Origin of the sequence: Celeribacter litoreus (genome assembly GCF_020165855.1) — a bacterium.
In the GTDB taxonomy this organism is placed as follows: domain Bacteria; phylum Pseudomonadota; class Alphaproteobacteria; order Rhodobacterales; family Rhodobacteraceae; genus Celeribacter; species Celeribacter litoreus.
On sequence record NZ_JAIUFY010000005.1, the window covers coordinates 248867 to 271555 of the forward strand.

At 58.2% G+C, this 22689-nt stretch carries 20 protein-coding genes; 12 read left to right on the forward strand and 8 right to left on the reverse strand.

Annotated elements, in window-relative coordinates:
- Positions 1-48: 48 nt before the first annotated feature.
- The 4 genes from LA304_RS03225 to LA304_RS03240 all read left to right on the forward strand — a co-directional run bounded on the left by LA304_RS03225 (position 49) and on the right by LA304_RS03240 (position 3785).
- Positions 49-918, forward strand: coding sequence for an alpha/beta fold hydrolase (locus LA304_RS03225; protein WP_224501680.1), 870 nt, complete (start codon positions 49-51; stop codon positions 916-918).
- 180 nt (positions 919-1098) lie between these two features.
- Positions 1099-2403 (forward strand): glutamine synthetase family protein, encoded by a 1305-nt coding sequence (locus LA304_RS03230; protein WP_224501681.1) that lies wholly within the window; start codon positions 1099-1101, stop codon positions 2401-2403.
- The gene (locus tag LA304_RS03235; protein WP_224501682.1) at positions 2387-3187 is read left to right on the forward strand and encodes an N-formylglutamate amidohydrolase; all 801 of its coding nucleotides are present in this window, start codon (positions 2387-2389) and stop codon (positions 3185-3187) included. Before LA304_RS03230 ends, LA304_RS03235 begins: the two co-directional genes overlap by 17 nt.
- Positions 3180-3785 (forward strand): cysteine hydrolase family protein, encoded by a 606-nt coding sequence (locus LA304_RS03240; protein WP_224501683.1) that lies wholly within the window; start codon positions 3180-3182, stop codon positions 3783-3785. The genes LA304_RS03235 and LA304_RS03240 overlap by 8 nt, the downstream gene beginning before the upstream one ends.
- 64 nt (positions 3786-3849) lie before the next feature.
- Here the strand turns inward: LA304_RS03240 and LA304_RS03245 are convergent, their stop codons facing one another.
- From LA304_RS03245 to LA304_RS03265, 5 genes are all read right to left on the reverse strand, one after another.
- The gene (locus tag LA304_RS03245; RefSeq protein WP_224501684.1) at positions 3850-5172 is read right to left on the reverse strand and encodes an aspartate aminotransferase family protein; all 1323 of its coding nucleotides are present in this window, start codon (positions 5170-5172) and stop codon (positions 3850-3852) included.
- A gap of 9 nt (positions 5173-5181) precedes the next feature.
- Positions 5182-6012: an ABC transporter permease gene (locus LA304_RS03250; RefSeq protein ID WP_224501685.1), complete on the reverse strand. Its 831-nt coding sequence runs from the start codon at positions 6010-6012 to the stop codon at positions 5182-5184.
- Positions 6012-6830: an ABC transporter permease gene (locus tag LA304_RS03255; protein ID WP_224501686.1), complete on the reverse strand. Its 819-nt coding sequence runs from the start codon at positions 6828-6830 to the stop codon at positions 6012-6014. Before LA304_RS03255 ends, LA304_RS03250 begins: the two co-directional genes overlap by 1 nt.
- Positions 6831-6936: 106 nt before the next feature.
- Positions 6937-8100 carry an ABC transporter substrate-binding protein gene (locus LA304_RS03260; protein ID WP_224501687.1) on the reverse strand — a complete coding sequence of 388 codons (1164 nt, stop codon included), beginning with the start codon at positions 8098-8100 and terminating at the stop codon, positions 6937-6939.
- Between the two features lie 42 nt (positions 8101-8142).
- Positions 8143-9228, reverse strand: coding sequence for an ABC transporter ATP-binding protein (locus tag LA304_RS03265; RefSeq protein WP_224501688.1), 1086 nt, complete (start codon positions 9226-9228; stop codon positions 8143-8145).
- 182 nt (positions 9229-9410) lie between these two features.
- Here LA304_RS03265 and LA304_RS03270 point away from each other — a divergent pair, with 182 nt between their 5' ends.
- Positions 9411-10307, forward strand: a complete 897-nt coding sequence (locus LA304_RS03270; RefSeq protein ID WP_224501689.1) for a MurR/RpiR family transcriptional regulator — start codon at positions 9411-9413, stop codon at positions 10305-10307.
- Positions 10308-10348: 41 nt separating this feature from the next.
- Here the strand turns inward: LA304_RS03270 and LA304_RS03275 are convergent, their stop codons facing one another.
- Positions 10349-11794: an NAD-dependent succinate-semialdehyde dehydrogenase gene (locus tag LA304_RS03275; RefSeq protein WP_224501690.1), complete on the reverse strand. Its 1446-nt coding sequence runs from the start codon at positions 11792-11794 to the stop codon at positions 10349-10351.
- A gap of 116 nt (positions 11795-11910) precedes the next feature.
- Here LA304_RS03275 and LA304_RS03280 point away from each other — a divergent pair, with 116 nt between their 5' ends.
- Entirely contained in the window at positions 11911-13740 is a 1830-nt protein-coding gene (locus tag LA304_RS03280) for a hydantoinase B/oxoprolinase family protein (RefSeq protein ID WP_224501691.1), read from the forward strand.
- Positions 13737-15794: a hydantoinase/oxoprolinase family protein gene (locus LA304_RS03285; protein WP_224501692.1), complete on the forward strand. Its 2058-nt coding sequence runs from the start codon at positions 13737-13739 to the stop codon at positions 15792-15794. Before LA304_RS03280 ends, LA304_RS03285 begins: the two co-directional genes overlap by 4 nt.
- 139 nt (positions 15795-15933) lie before the next feature.
- On the opposite strand, the gene LA304_RS03290 is transcribed toward LA304_RS03285, so the two are convergent.
- Positions 15934-17337: an aminotransferase gene (locus LA304_RS03290; RefSeq protein WP_224501693.1), complete on the reverse strand. Its 1404-nt coding sequence runs from the start codon at positions 17335-17337 to the stop codon at positions 15934-15936.
- A gap of 151 nt (positions 17338-17488) precedes the next feature.
- The gene (locus LA304_RS03295; protein WP_224501694.1) at positions 17489-18154 is read right to left on the reverse strand and encodes a GntR family transcriptional regulator; all 666 of its coding nucleotides are present in this window, start codon (positions 18152-18154) and stop codon (positions 17489-17491) included.
- 410 nt (positions 18155-18564) lie between these two features.
- Here LA304_RS03295 and LA304_RS03300 point away from each other — a divergent pair, with 410 nt between their 5' ends.
- From LA304_RS03300 to LA304_RS03320, 5 genes are all read left to right on the forward strand, one after another.
- Entirely contained in the window at positions 18565-19500 is a 936-nt protein-coding gene (locus tag LA304_RS03300; protein ID WP_224501695.1) for a helix-turn-helix transcriptional regulator, read from the forward strand.
- 49 nt (positions 19501-19549) lie between these two features.
- Positions 19550-20113 (forward strand): YbhB/YbcL family Raf kinase inhibitor-like protein, encoded by a 564-nt coding sequence (locus LA304_RS03305; protein ID WP_224501696.1) that lies wholly within the window; start codon positions 19550-19552, stop codon positions 20111-20113.
- An 18-nt stretch (positions 20114-20131) separates the two neighbouring features.
- Positions 20132-21019, forward strand: a complete 888-nt coding sequence (locus LA304_RS03310) for a polysaccharide deacetylase family protein (RefSeq protein WP_224501697.1) — start codon at positions 20132-20134, stop codon at positions 21017-21019.
- An 87-nt stretch (positions 21020-21106) separates the two neighbouring features.
- Positions 21107-22087: a TRAP transporter substrate-binding protein gene (locus tag LA304_RS03315; RefSeq protein ID WP_224501698.1), complete on the forward strand. Its 981-nt coding sequence runs from the start codon at positions 21107-21109 to the stop codon at positions 22085-22087.
- A 77-nt stretch (positions 22088-22164) separates the two neighbouring features.
- Positions 22165-22686, forward strand: coding sequence for a TRAP transporter small permease (locus tag LA304_RS03320; RefSeq protein WP_224501699.1), 522 nt, complete (start codon positions 22165-22167; stop codon positions 22684-22686).
- The last annotated feature ends 3 nt before the right edge of the window (positions 22687-22689 follow it).

Consider the following 22689-nt stretch of genomic DNA (forward strand, 5'->3'; position numbering starts at 1 on the left):
ACTTATCTCGTCTATGCTTTCGAAAAGATTTTAAGAGGTAGGGCAAAGATGAGTGCACAAGGGCGGGAGTGCCAATGGGATGTGGATGATCTGCATCTGACGGGACTGGCATGGGGTCCCGAGGACGGTGTGCCCGTTTTGGCCCTTCACGGCTGGATGGATCACGCCGAGAGTTTTCGCGAGTTGGCGCCGCGATTGACGGGCTGTCATGTGGTCGCGCTCGACCTGAGTGGGCAGGGACTTAGCGGGCATCGTGCGGCCCATGCGACCTATAATATCTGGGATGACCTACCGCAGATCGTAGGCCTTCTGGACCTCCTCGGATGGGAGGAGTGCGTTCTTCTCGGACACTCTCGCGGGGCAAACATCGCGGCCCTTCTCGCCGCCTCGCTGCCGGAACGGGTGAAAGCCCTCATCTCTCTCGACTCGCTTGTCTCCATGCCGACGGAAAACGACATCGTCGCGACGCTCCGCGCGTTTCTTCAGCAAACGCAAAAACAAAAGAGCCGCCCGCCGAGAACCTTTCAAACACACGAAGACTATATCCAGCGCCGCTCTGGTCAGGGGAATGCCAGAGCAACGGCAGAGGCGCTCGCAGCCCGCGCCCTCGAAAGTCACGAGGGTGGTTTCCGGTTGCGCGGCGATCCGAGGCTGTTTGCCAGCTCCGCAGTCAAACTGACCCCGTCCGATGTCGAGGCCGTGCTCAAAGCGATCCAATGTCCGGTTCTGAACATTTGGGCAAAAGAGGGGATGCTGCAGACGCGCCCCGACAACGGGGTGTTGGCTCGCTTGGGCGCGGACCTCATCCTGCGGTATGAGGCGATTGAACTTGCGGGGGATCACCATTTCCACCTTGAGCCGCAGGCGGCCGAAGAAATGGCGCAGGCTATTCAAGATTTCCTGCAACGGGTCGAATAGCTTCAGGGATTGAGCAAAGCTGTGGCATGTGTGAGTTTCGGATGGATGGCGAGATTTCTGACCAAAAACTCAGCAGTTCAGCCCGTATGGATGACAAATCAAAAATGAAATAAAAAATTCATTTGTATTTATAAATAAAAAATAAGAAAAAAAGATAACATTTATCAGAGAGGGTATTCCATGAAACAGTCAGACGTCATGTTGGCTTGTATCGCGGACTATGGTGGGCGCGTGCGCGGCAAGGGTTATCCGGTCGCGGAAAAAGAGAAGTATGTTCGCCGTGGCGTCGGTCTCGCGCCGACGAACCTGATGATCACGAGTTTCGGGGCGATTGTGAACAGCCCGTGGGGTCCGCGTGGGGATCTCTTGATGATGCCGGATCCGGCGACGGAAGTTGTGGTGGATCATGGTGATGCGTGGCCTGCCGAGCGCTTTGTCTTGTGTGATCTGACGACGCTCGATGGCGCGCCGTGGGCCTGTTGCCCGCGCAGTTGGCTCAAAGCGGGTCTTGCGCGTTTGGAGGGCGAATACGGGCTGCGGCTCTATTCGGCGTTCGAGCATGAGTTCCATTACACCGGCGTGTCCGAGAGCGGCGGCAATGCCTACGCGCTGGACAGTTTCCGTCAGCAGGGGGATTTTCTGTCACGCTTGGTTGGCGCCTTGGATGAGGCGGGGATCGAGCCAGAGATGGTTATGCCCGAATATGGCGCAGGCCAGTTCGAGGTGACGAATTCTCCAGCGATTGGCGTAGCGTCCGCGGATCGCGCCGTCCAGTTGCGTGAAGTCACGCGGTCTGTCGCCCGTGCCAAGGGCGAGAAAGCTTGCTTCTCGCCGGTGATGGGCGCAGGGCTCGTCGGGAATGGCGTCCATGTGCACTTCAGCCTACAGGATCGAGACGGCACGCCGATGTCATATGATGCGACTGGCGCGCATGAAATGTCCGCCCCGATGTCGGCCTTCGTCGCGGGCATTTTGGCGCATATGTCGGAGTTTCTGCCCCTCACGGCCTCCTCGGCGATTTCTTACGAACGTCTGCAACCAAACCGTTGGAGTGCGGCCTACAATAATCTCTCGGTTCAAGACCGCGAGGCGGGCCTGCGGATTTGTCCGCTGGCGGAGGGCGCATCGAAAGCTGGGTTCAATGTCGAATACCGCGCCTCGGACGCTAGCGCGAATCCCTACCTTCTTTTGGGCGCACTCGTCTGGGCGGGCCTCGAAGGGCTTGCGAAAGACCTTCCCGCGCCGCAGCCGACCGACGGGGATCCAAGTGCCGTTCCCCAGGCAGAGGCCGAAAAGCGCGGCCTCAAGCGTCTCCCCATGAGCCTCTCAGAAGCGCTTGATCTCATGGAAGCCTCTCCTGTCGTGCGCGAGTGGATGGGGGATGAGTTCCTCGGTGCCTACGTGATGAACAAACGCAGCGAACTCTCGCTTCTCGACGGTCTCGATCTCGATGAACAGGTGGCAAAATATGTCGACTGCTTCTGAGCAATTGCTCTCGCAGGATGATCCTGCGCCGCTCATTCAGGTCTTCCGGCCAGGCAAGAGCCCTTTTGTTTTTTGCTGTGATCATGCGGGGGCTCTCGTTCCCGCACAGCTCGCCGATCTCGGGCTGGATGAGGAACATCTGAACGATCATATCGGCGTTGATATAGGGATATTCGCGGTGACAAGCTGGCTCTCCGGCTTGATGCTGGCCCCGATGGTGGCGCAGCCCTATTCCCGGCTTGTCATCGACAACAATCGCAGACCCGGAAACCCGACCTCCATTCCCGCAGTTAGTGATGCGCGGGCGATCCCCGGGAATGAGGACTTGGATGACGCTGCGCGTCTTCAGCGTGAGCAGGAAATCCTGATGCCTTATCAGGAGGCCCTCGGCGCCCTGCTCAGAGACCAGCGTGAGGTGCTCGGACAGTGGCCGATCCTGATGACCATGCATTCCTTCACGCGCCGGATGAAGAGCGGGGCGAGGCGCGAGGTTGATATCGGCGTGATCTACGAGGGTGAGAGCGCTTTCGCAGCGGCTTTGCAAAAGCACCTTGCGAACGAGACCTATGTCGTGCGGCGGAACGAACCCTATAGCGTTGGCATTGAGGAGGATTTTACTGTGCCGCTGCAGGCCATCGCGAAGGGGATTCCCTATGTCGAGATCGAAATCTGTCAGGATCTGATCGAGACCTGCGCGGGGCAGAGGCGTCTGGCGTCGACGATGCGACGGGCGATGCTCGCAGCGCTTCGTGAAATTGAACCGATGGAGCGACAAAATGTCTAACCAAAACCGTCACGTCCCGATGAAAGCAGGCAGCACAGCTTTGCTGATCATTGATGTTCAGAACGGCACGCTGAATGACCGTCTCGCAGATACAAAGCCATGGTTCTATGAACAGGCCACGACAAAAGTGGTGCCGAACATCCAGAAACTGATGGCAGCGTGCAGGGCGGCGGGGATCGAAGTCATTTATACGGTTATGGAAAGCCTGACGCTCGACGGACGCGACCGGAGCCTCGATTACAAGCTCAGCAACTTCAACTACCCGAAGGGCTGTTGGGAGGCCAAGGTCATCGACGATATCGCGCCGCAGGGCGACGAGATTGTACTCCCCAAAACGTCCTCTTCGCTCTTCAATTCTACGAACTTTGACTACGTGATGCGGAATTTGGGTGTGAGTCAGATCCTCGTCACCGGCTTCCTGACCGATCAATGCGTCGATCAGACGGTGCGGGATGGCGCGGATCGCGGGTATTTCATGACGTGCATCACCGACGGTTGCACGACAGAGACGCAAGAGCGCCATGACTGGGCGCTGTCTCTTTTCAAAGGATACTGCCGACAGGCAACCACGGACGCGGTCCTTTCAGAAATCGACTAATGCCTCCTCCCCTTCAGGCCAAGTCGAGCCCCGCACGGCGTAAACCGTGCGGGGCATTCTCGTTTTACCAGCCTGCGTAGGGCGCGACATCTTCTTCCGAGACTTTCCCCGCAGCGGCGTCAGCAATCGCCTGGGCAAGGATCGAGACAGCCGTGTCCACCTCGTCGTCGGTGATGACGAGCGGCGGAGTGATCTCGAGCGTGTTGCCACCCACGTAATGCACAACCGCGCCAAGTTCGAACGCGCGATACACCACTTTTGCCGCGAGCTTCGCATCGGGGGCCATTGTCTCTTTGTCGGTCACAAGCTCGAGCCCGATGGCTAGACCCGCGCCCCGGACGTCGCCGATCACGGGGCTCTGTGCCATCACCTCACGCAGGCCTGCGATGAACCGCTCACCCGCACGTCCGGCCCGCGCAGGCAGGTCTTCCTCAATGAGCGTGCGCATGACCTGACGGCCCACGGCAGTGCAAATCGGGTTGCCTGCGGTGGTGAGCAGTGCGGTTGCAGGCGGGCCGTCGATCACCCATGCGGGGGCAACTGCGGCGGAAAGTGGAAGGCCCGATCCGATTACCTTGCCGAAGGTGACGATCTCTGGGGTGATGCCGTCAAGCTGGAAGGCGTGGAGCACACCAGGGCGCCCGAGCCCCATCTTCACCTCGTCAATCGCGAGGAGCACGTCATGTTTCCGGCAGGTCGCGTGGAGCGCGGTCAAAAAGCCCTTCGGCGGGAGGATCATGCCACCGTCCGAAAGGATTGGCTCTGCCATCAGAACGCAAACATCGCCCTTCGCAAGCTCGCGATCAATCTCTGCAATTGACGCCTCAAGCGACGCCTGCACCGGATCCGGACCCTCGGCATGGGGGCGGAACGGGTTCGGGTAAGTTGCGAGGTAAAGGTCCGGGTCCGGCGCAGCACCCGCGTCGATGTGCACGCCGGAGACGCCCATGGAGATGCCGATGCCGCCGTGATAGCCGAGTTTGAAGGTCACGATCCGGCGCTTTCCAGTCGCCATTCGCGCCGCGCGGAAGATGACCTCGTTCGCGTCCGTCCCGGCATGGCCGAAGTAAACTCGCCGCTCGCCTTCTCCGGGCGTCAGTGCGAGGAGTTCTTCTGCAAACCCAACTGAATCCGGATGCGTTGCGGATAGGCCTCCGGCCCCCGCAGGCGATTGTGCCGCGCGGGTCATCGCTTCGATGATCTTCGGATGGCCATGCCCGAGACCGCAGGCGGTCCATGTGGCCGAAAGATCAAGCAGCTTGCGCCCGCCGACTTCTGTCAGCCATGAGCCCTTCCCACTCTCTAGAGCGATCGGGAAAAAGCGCAGTTTTTCGATGCCTGCGACGGCAGCGGCGTCGCGGGCGAGGAGGTCTTGAGCAGTCGTCATAATGTTGCCTTAGGTTTTGGTGCGGCCGAACAGGACCCAGAACGCGAGCGCCACCAAGGCGGAACTCACGATCAGGATGAGGACGTTCAGCGGATAAATCAGTGGAACGTGAGAAGAGTGTGAGGCAGCTTGCTGCCAAAGGTAGATGGGCAGTGTCTCGGTCTTCCCGCGTAGATAGATTGAACGCGCGATTTCGTTAAAGGAGAGCAGAAAGGCAAAGAGGCCACCGGATATGATTCCGTCTTTGAGTTGGGGAAGCTCGACGCGCCAGAAACGCTCAAGCGGACCGGAGCCGAGATCCGCAGCCGCATCGAGCAAACGCACATCGAAGCGCAGCGCGACAATGAGAACCGACAGGAAGCTGAAGGGAAACGCCCAAATCAGGTGCCCGAGGAACAGGGACCAAAGCCCGAGTTTCATATCGAGACCAACGCGGAAATAGAGGAATAGCGCTGTGCCGATCACTACACCCGGGATCATCATCGGGAGCAACATCACACCTGTGAGCGTAAATTGCCCGCGGCGAATGCGAGGGATCGCACGGCCTATCAGGGTCGAGGCAATCATGGAGACGACGGCTACGCCGAGCGCGATCGCGACACTGTTGAGGAGCGGATCAACCCAGCCCGTTTGTTCGAGGAGTTGGCCATAATAAGTAAGGGTGAACGGCCCGGGAAAGCCACTGAGCGGGTCTTCGGACACAGACATTACGACCAGCCAGAGGATCGGGGCAAAGATAAAGGACAGTGCAATGAAGCCTGTCACTGCACCAAGACGACGCCAGCCATGTTTCTCGGACCAGTGGGGGATCGGATTGATTGTGGGTTGCCGGTTGGACATCACAGACCTCCCTTCGCAAAGCGGGCGGTGATGGCCGCGACAAGTGAGATCATGGCCACAAGGATGACGAGCATGAGCACAGAGAGTGCCGAGGCAACGGTGTAATTCAGAATGCGGAGCAAGCTCTGCACCGAGGCCGAGAGCACAACCACGTTCCCACCCCCGAGGAGTTCGGGCACTACCGGATCGCCAATCATCGGCACGAATGTGAAGACGATGCCAGCGCCAAGGCCGGGCAAGCCGAGCGGCACAATGACATTCCAGAACGTAAATGCCGGAGAGGCGCCAAGATCTTTGGAGGCCGCCAGCACCTCATCATCAATCAGCATGAATGCGAGATAGAGAGGGAAGACCATAGTCGGGAAGTAGGGCCCAATCAGGCCGAGGATCACCGAGAACTGTGAAAACAGGAGCCAGTCAAGCGGCTCCTGGATGATACCGAGCTGGAGCAAGGCGGCATTGATCGGGCCGTTCAAGCCAAGCACACCGCGCCAAACGATGGTGCGCGAGGAAAGGGAGAGGAAAAATGGAATAGTCAGAAGTGCGAGGCTCACGGTGCGGACGCCCGCACTTTTCGTGCCCTTCGCGAGCCAGAGCGCAAACGGGACGGCGAGCAAGATTTCGATCAGCGTGACAATTGCCGCAATTTCGAGTGTGCGGATCGTGACCTGCCAACGCCCTGACGAGAGCACATCCCGATATGCCTGCAAGGACGGCTCCCAGACGATCTGAAAGTTTTCCATCGTGAGGGTTGACCAGAGGAGAAGTCCTGCCGTCGGGAGGAGGGCGACAAGCCCCCAAATCAGGACAAAAGACATATAGCTCGCTGGCGCGACGTGAGTGGGCGGTCGGAACAAGGCTCGGAGCCTCCTGGGGTCGGAAGGGATTGGAGTGCGCCGGGCCGTAAAGCCCGGCGCCTTTGGATCAAGCCTGCTTGAAGCGGGCCCATTCGCTCTCGATGACGTCGACGTGGTCTGGCGATGCGTTCTGCCAGTAATCCGGCAGCGCCATTTTGCGCTCGACCTTCGCCATGTTGTCTTCGATCGCGGCGGTCTGTTCCGCATCCCAGCCGTTATCGGCCGCGAACTGGAGCGAAGCTTCCGGGTTTGCAGTTGCGTAACCTTGGTTCACAGCAATCTGGGCGCCGTAGTCACCGCCGAGGAACCAGTCGATAGCTGTGTAGGCACGTGCGAGGCGTTCATCTTCTGCCTGCGACGGCAGATAGGCCCCGATCATCCACTTGGAATAGCCTTCGCTACAGTTGGCATAGGCCACGTCTTTGCCTTCGCGCTGAAGCTGTTTGACCACCGGCTCCCAGCATTCTTCGATCATGGCTTCCTGGTTGCCGAGCATGTCGACAGATTCTTCGTAGGAGTGCCAGAAGGCGCGGAACTGTCCGGCTTTCTTGCGCTCAATGAGGAAGTCGACAACCATTTTGGCTTCTTCCGGCGTCATGTTCGACGGGTCGCCAATCGCAGCGCCTTTGCCTTTCAGGTAGAGTGCGGCATTGGGCATGGTGGTGAGCCACGTGTCTTCGAGCGCGACTTTGCCGAGCATGGCTTCATTTTCAAAAACCATTCCCCAGGACAGGTCTTCGCCAGCAGGCATGTCGTCGCTGACCCAGTAGCCGAAGCTGTCTGCGTTGAACACGATCGGGGCGCCGTATTGGGTGCCGTCCGGACCTTGGAGAAGCGGGCTGGCTTTCACGTCTGCGGACACCTTGTCCCACATCTTCATTGCGGCAGGGTCGAGGGCCTGAAAGTGACCGGATGCCCCAAGACGGTCTTCAATGCCGCCGTCGAAGATGAAGAGGTCAAAGTCATCGCCAGCTTCGTTCGCGATCACTTCCTGGACGTAGAGGCCAGGGTTGGACTCGATTGGCACGAATTCGATTTCGAGGCCGGTGTCGGCCATGAAGCCATCCCAGGCCGGAAGCGCAACGGTGGTCACGCCAAGGACGCGAACCTTGCCGGTCGCGGCGAACGCATTGCGGGCATAGAAAGGAGAAGCGAGTGCAGCGCCGCCAAGAGCAGCGCCAGCGCGCAGCACGGAGCGGCGCGTCAGCAGCGAAGAAGAGGACTTTTTCATGGGAGGAGTTCCTGTTGTTGGACGTTGAGTTGGAGGAGAGTTTTATGATTTTGGGCAAAGGATCGTCTGATCCTTGTGCCAAGCGATGCGGGCCGTTTCGGTCGGCGCAGCATGGGATTGCCAGCTCCGCATCCGGATCGGTCCGAGCGCGGTCTGGTATGTCAGATCAAGGTATTTACCCTTGTAGATATGGCTGGTGAGCTTGCCCTCGAGGCTGTTCATGGACGTGGTGCTGTCGTCGGCAATCTGAACCCGTTCAGACCGGAACCCGCAGCAGATTGTCTCGCCCACTGAAGGCAGGGAGGCGCCGGTCCAGACCCCTTCGATAGAGGCCCCGTTGACCTCGACGGTCAGGCCCGCGTCCGACACGGCAACGACCTTCGCGTCAAATAGATTTTCGACCCCCATGAAACTCGCCGAAAAGCGTGAGTTCGGCCGGTCAAACATGTCTTCGGGCGTCCCTGTTTGGACAATGTCGCCGTCATTCATCAGAAGGATGCGATCAGACATGGTGAGCGCTTCTTCCTGAGAGTGCGTGACGTAAATGAAAGTCATCTCGAGGCGTCGCTGCAATTCGAGCAGCTCGACCTGCATGTCGATCCGCAGCTTTTCATCGAGTGCGCCGAGCGGTTCGTCGAGCAACAGGATGACGGGTTCGAGAACGAGGCTCCGCGCAATCGCAACGCGCTGCTTTTGTCCACCGGACAGGCGAGCGATGGGGCGCTCGGCAAAGTCGCTTAACTGCACCTGCTCGAGCATCTTGAGAGCGCGCTCTCGTCGATCGGCAGCAGGCACCTTTCGCGCACGGAGGCCGTATTCGACGTTCTCGCGCACGTTCAGGTGCGGGAACAAGCCGTAGTGCTGGAAGACGGTGGAGACGTTTCGGCGGTTTGCCGGAATGTTGGACACGTCCTGACCGTCAAGCGTCATCACATTCACATCCGTCGGTAGCTCAAGGCCCGCAAGAATCCGCAGCAGTGTCGATTTGCCGGAACCGGACGGGCCGAGGAGCGTGACGAACTCCCCGCGGCGTGCTTCGAGATCAATGCCGCGAAGCGCCGGTGTGTTTCCGTAGTAATGCCAGAGAGTCTTGACCTCTAGTATCCGGTCTTGTGAGGTGTTCGTCATATCATTCCCTGGTATTGCGGTCGTCTTGTGGCGCGACCGAGGATGCCCGCGGTCGAGGTTTGAGTTAATGGGATAAATATTGCAAAAAAATTGTCAATGGATATTAATGAAACAAATTTTTCCAAAGCGCGACCGGCTTTTCTGCCAATGCTCGACGCAGAACCGAATGGATATGCTAAAAAATGTCGCGAAATGAAAAGAGTGAGGCGCCAGTGACGATTCGAGAACGCATCCAGAATTTGGACACAGGTCTGACCAAGGCGGAGCAGCGAATATCGCGTGTCATCCTCTCGGATTATCCCGTCTCTGCGATGAAGACGCTGGCGGATCTCGGCAAAGACGCCGCGACCAGCCCGGCGACTGTGCTGCGCTTTGTCGGGAAGCTGGGGTACTCCGGCTATCCCGAGTTTCAAAAGTTTCTGCGTGACGAAATTCAGGGGGCGTTGGATACGCCCTTGAGCCGATTGCGTGCGGCGGCGGGGGAGACCGATGGTGGGGCGCCGCTTGAGAAATACGGGCGCTATGCGATGGAGTTGGTCCAAGAAACGATCGATATGGTTCCGCCCCAAACCATCGCTGAAGTTGTCGATATTCTCGCGGATATTAAGCGGCCGGTTTATCTCATCGGTGGGCGATATTCGCGGGGGCACGCGACGATCCTCGGTTACGGCCTCTCGTCTGTCCGAGGTCAAGTGCGCGAAGTTGAGGCAGAAGCCCGTGACATGGTCACAACTCTCGCGGACATCGGGCGTCGGGATATTGTCGTCGTGTTCGATTTTCGTCGATACCAGAGCAACATCGTCCACTTTACCGAAGAAGCGCGCGCGGCAGGTGCCCGCCTGATCCTGTTTACAGATCGCTGGCAAAGCCCCTGTGCCGCTCACGCGGATCAGGTCATTGCCTTGCCGGTCGCGAGCCCCTCTCTCTTCGATACAGGACTTTCGACGCTCTTGTGTGTCGAGACGATTGTCTCTCAGTTGACGGATGCTCTCGGCTCCAAGAGTGCGGACCGGGTTGCGCGGATCGAACAGCTTTACAACAAAATCAACGATCTCGGGCCCTCTGGCGGAGGGGCGTGAGAGGTGATTGCGAGGCGGCTGTTCGATCATTGCAAGTCCCCTCAGAACAGCTCCGAGATGAACTTGGTGCGCAAATAGGCCTCTAGGCCCTCAATCCCGCTTTCTGATCCGAAGCCGGATTCATTTACGCCGCCGAACGGAGTTTCCGGTGTCGAAACGGCCGTATGGTTCACGCCGACAAGTCCAGCATCAAGCGCGAGTTCGGTTTTCTGTGCGAGGCCGCCGTCACGAGTAAAGACGAAGGAGGCGAGGCCGTAGGGGAGGGCGTTCGCCTTCTTGATCACTTCATCGAACGTGTCGAACGGCACTGCGGAGGCGATGGGGCCGAAGGGTTCTTCGCTCATAATCTTCGCTGTAGAGGGAACGTCTGCCAGAACAGTCGGTGCGAAATACCATCCCTGAAGTTCGAGAGCTGTGCCGCCCGCCATAAGGCGTGCGCCTTTTTCGACCGCATCCTCCACGAGGTCGCGCATCGCGTCGACGCGGCGGGGGGCGATCATTGGACCCATCTGGGTGCCGTCGTCCATTCCGTGGCCAATAACGACGGCATTGGCCGCATCTGCCATTTTCTGACAGAATTCTTCGTAGATCGAGCTGTGAATGAAGAAGCGCGTCGGCGATGTGCAGACCTGTCCCGCGTTTCGGAATTTAGCGGCCGCAAGTGTGCCGACAGCATGATCGACATCTGCATCACCATAGACGATGACGGGAGAGTGTCCGCCAAGTTCCATCGTGGTGCGTTTGAGAGTTTCGGCCGCGCGCGCTTGAAGGAGTTTGCCGACGCGTGTTGAGCCGGTTAGGGACACCTTTTTGATTTCAGGCGCTGCGAGAAGATGCTTTGAAATATCATCTGGCACGCCGAATACGAGGTTGAGAACGCCAGCGGGCAGCCCTGCATCCTCAAAGGCACGTGTGAACGCGACCGCTGTGCCTGGTGTTTCCTCGGCTGCTTTTAGAATCAGCGAACACCCCGCGCCGAGGGCTGCGGAAATTTTGCGAATGACGTTCGATGCAGGGAAGTTCCACGCCGCAAATGCGGCGGTCGGACCGACCGGTTCCTTGAGTACCATCTGGCGCGCGCCGGGAATGCGTGCGGGGACCATCCGGCCATAGGTGCGCTTTCCTTCTTCGGCATACCAACGCGTTGCTTCGGCGGAGAAAATGACTTCCGCACGCGCTTCCGCGAGTGGCTTGCCGTTCTCCAGAGTCAGAACTTCGGCAATTGCATCAGCGCGTGCTTCGATCAGATCTGCCGCTGCTTCCATGATCTTTGCGCGTGCGATCGGCGGCATATCTTTCCAAATGAGGAATGCGTCGGTTGCCGTCGCGACCGCGCGATCTAAGTCTTCAGTCGTCGCATGGGGAATCGATGCGAGGGTGCGCCCCGAGCCCGGATCGACCAGAGGGCTGTTTTCTCGTGAATCAGGGCCGATCCATTCGCCGCCGATGTAGAGTTCAATTGTCTCGGCGTAATTGTGTGCGGGCATAGCTTTCTTTCGTTCAATCTGAATTTTTCAGTCACGCGGAAGGATTTTCCGCTTGCTGTATGGGTGGCTCGCCGCTAACCGTAGATTGTGATCTGTGATCACGCAATAGCAAAAACATGGAGTGCCCGACCATGACGGAAGCGGCCGGAAATATGGGGCGTGAAACCGACGCTCCCGAACTCGAAGCACACCTCCTGCCGGTGCTGTCTGCGCGCCTCTCCGCGATTGTGCGAGAGATGAACGCGACTCTGATGAAGTGCAGCCGGTCCTCGGTCATCAAAAACTCAAAAGACTTTTCATGTGGCCTTTTGACATATGATCACAGATTGCTCTCGGTCGAGGATTGTATTCCGATCCACATCGCTGCGCTTGAGCATGCGACGAAACCGATCACCGAGTTTTTCGACGACATCCGCCCTGGCGATGCCTTTATGAATAATTGCCCTTACACGGGGAACTCGCACCACGCCGATATGACGTTGTGTGTGCCGGTGTTCGTCGATGGTGAACCCCTGTTTTGGACTTTGTCCCGGGCGCACCACGCCGATATCGGAGCACCGATTCCGACGACGTATTTGACGGAGGCCGCGACGATTTATGAGGAGGGTGTGCACCTCCCCTGTGTGCAAATCCAGCAAGATTATCGCGACCGCAACGACATCATTCGGATGTGCCGCACGAAAATTCGTGTCGCGGATCTCTGGTATGGTGACTACCTCGCACAAGTCGGCGCCTGCCGGACGGGCGAGCGCCGTTTGCAAGAGTTGGCGGACCGCTATGGAAAGGATGTTCTGAAGGCATTTATCCGAAAGTGGATCGACTATGGCGATCGCATGATGGAGGCTGAAATCCGTAAACTACCTGCGGGGCGGTGGCGGTTTGAGACGCGCCATGATCCTGTTCCCGGTGTTGCTGATGACGGAATTCCCGTGAACGTCGAAGTGGAGATCGATCCAGTAGCGGCGACGATCACGGTTGATGCGACGGATAACGTCGATTGTGTTCCGGGCGGGCTAAACCTAACCGAAGCAACTGCGACCGCCGCGTGTCGTATTGGTGTCTTCTACAACCTCAATCCGGACCTTCCGCACAATCAGGGGAGTGCGGATCGCATACAGATCCGGCTGCGCGAAAACTGTGCCGTCGGCATCCCGCGTTATCCCGTTGGGACCTCTGTCGCGACAACCAACCTGACCTCTCGGCTGATCACCGCCGTGGCGTCCTGTTTCGCACAGATCGGCGAGAAAAACGGGATGGGCGAGTTCGCGTATTCACAAGCACTGGGCGAGGCTGTGATATCCGGCCAAGACCCGACGCGTGACGGTCTGCCTTATGTGAATCAGGTATTCATCGGTTACGGCGGAGGTGGGGCCTCGCATGGTTTCGATGGCTGGTTGGCATCGGGTGCGGCCTGTGATGGCGGCCAGATGCAAATCGACTCCATTGAAATCACGGAGGGAATGTATCCCGTGCTCATCGAACAAAGGGGCTGTGCAGAAGACTCAGGTGGCCCCGGGCAGTGGGACGGTGCTCCTGGTATTGAAGGCACTTTCCGTCCTCTTGCAGGCGAGATGACTGTTTACTGGGGATCGGATGGAGATGTGACGCCGGCCAAAGGTGTGGCGGGCGCGGGGGCGGCGGCAACCTCCGGCAACTGGATGCGCGAGCAAAACGGAGCCGAGAGGGTTTTGCCTGCATTCGGTGACACGACGATTTCGTCTGACCAAGCGGTCCGCTTCCGCGCATGCGGTGGCGGGGGTTACGGTGCGCCGTCCGAGCGCGATCCCGACAGCGTGGTGCGTTCTGTCAGACGTGGATGGGTCAGCCCATCGAGAGCGCAGGATGTCCATTGCGTCGCAGTTGAATGGGATGCGAGCGCCTTGGACTGGACATTGAACGAAACAGAAACGCAACGGTTGCGCGAGAAAGCTGGAGATGCTCGATGACCTACAAGATTTGCATCGACATCGGCGGGACCTTTACCGACTGTCTCGTTGAAGACTCTCAAGGCGCACGCCACATTTTCAAGGCGCCGACGACGCCGGGCGTGTTCCAGAACGGATTCATGAACGCGATTGGCAAAGCTGCCGAAGGTTTCGGGTTTGAGATCGGCGCATTCCTCGATCAGGTGGATCGCATTGTCCATGGTTCGACCGTCTCGACGAATGCCCTCGTTGAGGGAAAAGTCGCCAAGACAGGCTACCTGTGTAATGCAGGACACCTCGATGTGCTGACCATCCGAGAGGCGCTTCCGAAGCCCGTTTTCGAATGGCGTCTCGATTACCCTGATCCTTATGTTCCGCGCAGCCGAACTTTTGGTGTCGCTGGCCGGATGACCGCGACGGGCGACGAAATCGAACCACTTGATGAAGCCGCAGTTGCCGACGCTGTGACCGCAATGAAAGCCGCTGATGTTGAGGCGATTGCCGTCTCCTATCTTTGGTCGATTGCGAATCCTGCACACGAGCTGCGCACGCGCGAGATTATCCGCGAAATCTGGCCGGAGGTGCCTGTTACCCTCGGCCATGAGCTCAACCCGATCGGCCGTGAATATCGTCGGACCATTGCGGCAGTCACAGATGCGTCCTTGCAGCCCATCGTCTCGCGCTATGTGAGTGCGCTCACTGGTGCACTGAAAGATGCGGGGTGGGACGGTGAATTGCTTCTGGCGAACTGTGTTGGGGGCATGATGCCGCCCGAGGACCTCATCCGCCAGCCGATCTACTCGGTCATGTCGGGGCCGACGCTAGCTCCCGTTGCGGCACAACAGCTTATGCCGGGGCAGAGCGTGATTGTGGCTGACATGGGGGGCACGACCTTTGACGTGTCCGCCCTTCGTGATGGCGCTCTCGTCGTCTCACCAGAGGCGCGGATCGGCCATGACATGTTGGGCATCTCGAAGATCGATGTGCGCTCTGTCGGTGCGGGTGGCGGGTCCATCGCGCGTCTCGATGCGGGCGGCATGTTGCGCGTTGGCCCAGAGAGTGCTTCTGCGGTTCCAGGGCCTGCCTGCTACATGCGCGGGGGGACAAAACCGACAATCACGGACGCAAACCTCGTGATGGGGCTGCTCGATCCGGACCAGTTCCTTGGCGGGACAATGCCGCTCGACAAAGAGGCAGCCATCGCGGTCCTGACCCCGCTCGCGGAAGAGATGGGCGTCAGTCTCGAAGAGGCCGCCCATGCGATCTACACGACCTCGAACAATGCCATGGTCGGCCTGATCAATGACATGACCGTCAAAGAGGGGATCGACCCACGCGATAGTTCGATCGTCGTCGGTGGCGGTGCGACGGCGCTACACATCGCAGAGATTGCGCGAGAATTGGGTATTCGCGAAGTCCTGATCCCACGCTTTGCGGCGGGACTTTCCGCCTTCGGCGGTCTGATCTCCGATATTCGGCGTGAGGAAACTGCGACGCTTATGCAATCGTCTGAAGCCTTCGACGCTGACCGCGTGACGGAGGCGCTTATGTCGCTACAAGCGCAGGGTAAGGCATTCCTCGACGCCGCGGGCGTCGCGGAGAAACAGCACCGCTTCGAGTTTATCTTCCTCGGACGCTATCGCTATCAGAGCTGGGAAATCGAGGTGCCGTTCACGCTCACGGATGCGGGGCTGACGGAAGCAGATTTGGAGCGGCTCGTGAAGGCCTTCCATGATATGCACGAGCGCATCTATTCAGTTCGTATGGATGAGGATGTGGTCGAGTTCACCACCTGGAAAGTGCGTGTGACGGGAGAATGCGCAGAGAAAATTGCGCCTGCAGGCAAAGTACCTTCAGAGACAAAAGAGGCGACAGTCCGGCAGAAACGCCCGCTGTATCTCTATTCGGCAGGGGCCAAAGTGGAGTGTCCTGTGCACATGGGGGGCGATCTCATCGCGGGCGATATGATCGAAGGGCCTGCATTGATTGAGGAGCCGACGACAACGATCTATGTGCCGGAGGGCGTTTCGATCACCTTGGATACCGAAAGCAATTATTTGATGCGGGTTGGGTGATTTAGCATCAAGAAGACCTTTGAAGAGGCCGGATGATTTTCGTCCGGCCTTTTTTGTTCCCAGTGACGCACAAATGAAAAGGACCGGAGGCGAGCCTCCGGTCTAGATGTTTGGGAAGAGATTATTGTTATGAGGGGACTTAAATCTCGCCTGCTGTCTTGTGCAGGTCTGTCACGGTCGCGACGGATGTCTTGAGGGCGGAGACGAGAGTTTCGACGTTTTCCTCGGTCATCGTGAGCGGCGGAGACATGGCGATCACGTCGCGGTGGGGAAGTGTCCTGACAAGCAGACCATTCTCATAGCCTTGTGCCTGAACCTTGCCTGCCGTTTTGAGGCCCAGTTCGAAAGCTTCCTTGGTGTCGCGGTTTTTTACGAATTCGACACCGAAGATCATCCCCTCACCACGGATGTCACCAACAATCGGGCTGTCGCCCAGTTCTTCTTTCAGGCGTTTCATCATGTATGCGCCTGTCGTTGCGGCTTTCTCAATCAGGTTCTCGCGTTCCATGATCTCGATGTTTGCGAGCGCTGCTGCGGCGCAAACGGGATGCGCGGAGTAGGTGAAGCCGTGGCCAAAGCTTGCCATCTGCGAAGATGTGTCACGCAGCACGTCCCAAATGCGTTCGCTGATCGCGCTGGCGGAGAGGGGGAGATAGCCGGAGGACAGGCCTTTCGCCATCGTCATAATATCCGGGCGAATTTCGTAGAGATCGGAGCCGAACCAGCGGCCGAGACGCCCGAAGCCACAGATCACCTCATCGGCGATCATCAGCACGTCGTACTTGTCGAGGACCTTCTGAACTTCTTTGAAGTAGCCGGCGGGCGGCGGAAGAACCCCGCCGGTTCCCATCACCGGTTCTGCGATGAAGGCCCCAACGGTTTCCGGGCCTTCTGCGATGATCATGTCTTCAATCTCGCTCGCGAGTTTCTTGGCGAAATCGGCTTCGCTCATGTCATCCGGTTTGCCCCGATACATGTCGACGGAGGAAGCGTAGCGCATCTGCGGCAGCGGCAGGTCGAACTTCTCATGATAGAGAGGCAGGCCTGTTAGACTGCCGGAACCGATGGTCACGCCGTGATAGGCGCGGTCGCGGGAGATGATCTTCTTCTTCTCCGGTTTGCCGCGCAGGTTGTTGTAATACCAGACGAGCTTGATGTTGGTGTCGTTGGCGTCGGAGCCGCCGGAGCCGAAAATGATCTTGCTCATGCCTTTCGGGGTATGGCTCAGGACCTTGTCGCCAAGAAGGATTGAGGCCTCGTTCGACATGGACGTGAAGGAGTGAAAGAACGGCAGGGTCGAAATCTGTTTGTTCACGGCATCAACGATTTCCTGACGGCCATAGCCGACGTTCACACACCATAGACCTGCGGCGCCGTCGATGAAGGTGTTGCCCTTGCTGTCGGTCACATGGACGCCTTTGCCCTCCGACATGATGCGTGGCCCGTTGGCCAGATGATCCGCGATGGAGGTCGCGGGGTGCAGGAGACGCTCTTTGTCGAGCTCCTCAAGGGAGAGGTTATGGGTAGAGGGCGTTTGGTCCATTTCGGGCTCCGAATCTGATGTTTCGAGGCCACTGTAATCCGTGATCACAGATCACGCAATGAACGACGTGAAAATTGTGTAAGCGTTTGATTGTCAGCGTATGCCGACAGGACGCCCGAGGGCGTCTCATTCATTGAATTGTCGATTGAGGTTAGTCTTCGGGCGCTGTTCGCTTGAGGAATTCAATGCCGTCGAGAATATCGCGCTCCATTTCGACGCGTGCCCGTTCTGCATCGCCCTCACGGATCGCGTCGACGACTTGGTGATGTCGGTCAATCTCAGCTTGGTGCGCGACATCGTTTTGGAACATGTACATGAATGGGCCGACCTGTAGCCATAGGCGCGAGACGAGGTCCTGAAGGGGCTCTGAAGCTGCGGCTTCTACGACCGCAAATTTGAATTTCTTATTGGCGTTGACGTAGCCGCGAGCATCGCCTGCCACAGAGGCTTCGCTCAGTGCGTCAGCCAGCTTTTCGAGATGAGAGACTGTACGTTTGTTCGCCTTCGCTGCCGCGAGGGCAGCCGCACGTCCCTCCAGAAGCGCGCGAAGTTCGATACGCTCCAAATATTCTTCGTGCGACATTTTCGGAAGTTCGACGCCGCCAGTTGCGTTTTGTGTTGCGATTTTTTCTGCGACGAGCCGCGTAAGCGCCGCACGGACCGGCATAGCAGACACACCGAACTCATCCGCAATGCCACGAACCGTCAACCGCTCGCCTGGGGCAAATCGACCAGCCATGATGGCAGACCGCAATTCATGATAAACTTTGTCGTGAAGCGGTTCGCGGGAAATCTTTTGAAAACGGGATTTGGTCATATGAAGCGCCTATTTGTGATCACTTATCACATATATCAAGGTGTTGGCCGGTGCTAGGGCTTTGTGGGTGTGGCGCCGCTCAAGCCCCGGTTCCGGAAACTCGCCATTTCCTTCATGGCGGTGAACAAAATTTGCCAGCGAAGAGATTCTCTCTCTGAGTCGTGGTCTTATGCACAGAAGCAGCGTGCGGTTGCGCTAAGTTGTTCGTAAATGCGGCATTTCGGTTCGGTTTGCCCAAAATTACGTCAGTTTCCTCCAAAAATCTATGATGCGTTGACCCATTTCGCTGCGAGTCCTTCTGCAAATTCTATCTAAGCGACAAGCTTGAAGAGACGGAGCCGGATTTTGCGGCTTTGGTTTGTCGGGCCTTTATGACCCTTCTTTGATCTCTTTTCATTTAAGGTTCTGCCATGATCATGATGCCCCACGGGATGCAGCACTCTTTACCACGCACGCATGGTGGCAAAGCCACGGGCGTGCGCCTGTCGGCTCAATCGCCTCGAGAGATTCGGCAGCGTGAAGGATTTGGACTGACTGCGCAAATCCGGCAGAGTCAGGCGCTCATGGCCATGCATGTCACGGTCGATGCTCCGATGCTCGTGGCGATCCGGTCTGGTCGCAAGATCATTCGGAACGCAAAAGGCAAAGTGACGGTGAATGCCGGCGAATACATCGTCATCACACCAGGCGTCTATGATAGCTATAACGAGCCGGCGGAAGACGCGCCCTATATCGCAGACTGGATCATCTTCGCTCCCGAAGTGCTCGACGAGAACGAACGCCGTCAGGAATTCGCACGTCCAAAGGCGTTGGATCACATTCGACGGGTTGAGCCCGTATACGAAGGGTTCGAACAAAGCTTTATCTCGACGCGACAGGCCTTGATTGACGCGGATGAGGTGTCCGATTTCGTCGCCTATCTGCGGTTGTTCGAGACGCTCGCATGGCTGCGCGAGAGCGGTATTCACCTCGCGAACAAGGAGCCAGAGATCGACCAACTCGTGCGTGCCCTGATTTCCAAAGACATCGCACACAGCTGGACAGCCGCAGAAGTTTCAGAAGCCATGGCAATGAGTGAGGCGACACTGCGACGGCGCCTCTCGAAACTCGGCACATCTCTCTCTGCTATTCAAGTGAACACGCGGATGTCTTGTGCGCTGAGCATGCTTCAGGAAACGGAGCTTCCTATTAATCGCATCGCGCTCGACGTGGGCTACGAATCTGCATCCCGCTTTGCAATTCGGTTCCGGCAGCGTTTCGGGTTCGCTCCGTCAGATGTGCGCAACCTTCCCGATGAAATTGATCGTTTCAGCGCCGAGGTTGATCGGAACGGCATCACGCAGTGAGTCTCGCTCGTTAGTCTGAGTTTAAGAAAACAGACTAACGGACGCACTTATGACCCCTCTGAAATCTGCAGCTACCGCTGCGCTCTCCGCGCTTTGTCTCACAGGGCCGACATCGGCTTGGGCGGCAGACTTCTCCCTCTCTTCTTCATCGGCTCCTGACGGGGTCTTCAAGAACGCGCAACTGCTCTCCGAGCCCTATGGCTTTGGATGTGACGGAGAAAATCTATCCCCGCAACTGACCTGGAGCGATGTGCCTGAGGGCACTCAGAGTTTTGTTCTACGCATGCACGACCCGGATGCGCCAACCGGAATTGGCGGGTGGACACACTGGGTTGTCGTCAATCTTCCGGCGGATGTGACGGGTATCCCCGAAGGTGGGCCAATGCCCGCCGGTGCGCTGGAAACGCGCACCGATTTCGGGATGCCGGGCTATGGTGGGGCCTGTCCGCCGGAAGGCCCCGCGCATCGCTATGTCTTCACGCTCGACGCGCTCAGCATCCCGCAACTCCCAGCCGACATGATCACCGCAGACAGTATGCCCGCCTTCGTCGGGTTCCTGACGGGCGCTTACTCGCTTGGGCAGGCCAGTCTGACTGTGACCTATGGCCAGTGATGAACCGGGGGCGACGTTATGACGAAGACTGATTTCTCGTGGCCTGACGGCAAGAAGCTCGCCATTTCGATTGTTGTGAACATTGAAGAGGGCTCCGAGCTTTCGATCAAGGAAGGCGACAAAAAACCGGAGCCGGTCGATGAGCTTGGAGTCGCGCTGCGCATTCCAATCCGCAACTATATCAACGAGAGCAACTATGCCTACGGGATCAACGAGGGCGCGCGCCGTGTCTTTGATTTGCTCGAGGCGCGCGAGATGGATTGCACGGTCACGGCGGCGGCTTTGTCCTTGGAACGTGCGCCCGCTCTCGCGGCACGCATTGTCGAAAATGGCTATGAAGTCTGCTCACACGGCTACCGATGGGTGCACCAGTTCTCCTTTGATGAAGAGCGCGAGCGGGAGTTTATCTCGAAGGCCGCGACGAGCATCGAAAGTACCTGCGGCGCCCGCCCGCAAGGTTGGCTGAGCCGCTATCTGCATACGGACAATACGCATCGCCTGCTGCTCGAAGAGGGCTACAGCTACCACATGGACAACCTGTCGAGCGATCTTCCGTTCTGGGAAGAGGTCGCCATGACAGACGGAAGCACCAAGCCGCTCCTCTGCGTGCCCTACGCAATCGACACCAACGACATGAAGATGTGGACCTCTCCGAGTTACACGCCGGAGCAATGGCTCGCCTACAACATCCAGAGCTTCGACTGGTATCTGCGCGAGGCGCGCGAGCTCGGTCCGCGGATGACCTCGGTCGGGCTTCATCTTCGCATCATCGGACGACCCGGGCGCATCTGGGCGCTCGAAAAATTCCTCGATCACGTGGACCAGTTCCGCGACGAGGTCTGGATCACAAGCCGCGCGAAAATCGCAGAAAGTTTTATGTCAGCACACCCCTTCTCAGGGGGCTGACGGCGTGCCGCGCCTTGGGGAGGGGAAGCGGCTTCAGACAGGCATAACCAAATAAAAAACCACCAACATCTACCAACAGAGAGACCAATGAAACACCTCCTCAAATCTACCGCTCTTGCGGCCGCTCTGACGGTCGGAACATTTGCCGCTCACGCTGAAACCTGGGATGTCTCCATTCCCTGGGGTCCATCCGAATTCCACACAATCGACGCGCAGAACTTTGCTGCTGCTGTGTTGGAGGCCACCGACGGCGAGCTTGAACTCATCATCCATCCCGCCGGTGCGCTGGGCGTTCGGCCGAATGAAACCGTGCGCGCCCTCGAAGACGGCGTCGTTCCGATGGGCGAAACTGCGGCCTTCCTCAATGTCGGTGACGTGCCGCTCCTCGGTCTCGATGGCCTTCCGTTCCTCATCCAGTCCGAAGAGGATCTCGACCGGTTCTTCGCGCTGATCCGTCCGGTTTGGGCCGAGGCGCTCGAAGAACGGAACCAGAAACTGCTCTACGCTGTGCCGTGGCCGACCCAGCTCATTTACACCAAGAAAGAGGTCAACACACTCGACGATCTCAAAGGTGTGCCGATCCGCACGCTCGATGCGATCACGACCACGATGGCCGACAGCCTCGGGATGCTCCCGCTGATCCTCGGCTCCGGTGACATTGTTCCTGCGCTCGCGACCGGCAAGCTTGAGTCCGTCATGACCTCCGGCACCACGGCTGTCGCACAGAAATATTGGGAGTTCATGGACTACGGCTACGTCACCGACCACATCATTTCGCTCAACATTATGTCCGTAAACATGGACTACTGGAACGATCTCGATCCGGAGACGCAAAAGACCGTCGAAGACCTCGCCCTGAAAATGGAACCTGAGTTCTGGGAAGTCGCAGCGGCTGAACACGAGACCCGCATCGCCGAACTGGAAGCCAATGGCATGACCATCGAAGAACCCTCCGAGGAACTTCTGGCCACCATGCGTGCGGCAACAGCGGATATGGAAGGCGCTTTGATCGAACGCGCCGGTCCGAAAGCCGCAGAAGTACTCGAGGCGTTCCACGCAGGCGAATAAGCCACGCGACGCCTCATGGACTGCGGGATGGTAGACCCCGCAGTCCTCCTAACCAATTCCCTAACGAGAGGTCTGCGATGAAAGCGGTCCACCGTCTTTGCCTTGTCCTCACGCGCGCCGGAGCCGTGTTTGGTGCTGTCGCCACGGCGATCCTCGCCACCATGCTGGTGCTTGAGGTTGTGCTGAACTCGGTCTTTAAAACGTCCCAACCTTGGGCGACCGAATACGCCAGCTATTTCCTCTGTGCGGGTCTGTTTGCAGGGTCTGGATGGGTGCTGACCGAGGAGGGGCATATCCGTGTCAGCCTTCTCACCGATAAACTACCTCCCAAGGTTGAACGCATCTTCGCTGTCATCACCGCTCTCATCGGCCTGACAATCGCCGCTTTCGCCGCATGGCATCTGACGGAATACGCGCTGAAGAGCCTCGATCGCGGTTCTGTGAGCCTCTACCCCTCCCGCACGCCGATGTGGGTGCCGCAGATGGTCCTCGCGGTCTCTCTTTGGCTCCTCGTCATCGGAATTTTCGCCCGCATTCTCGAATTGGTCGGTCTCGCAGAAGCCGCGCCGCACGAATTCGATCCGCTGACGGAGGTCTAAGAT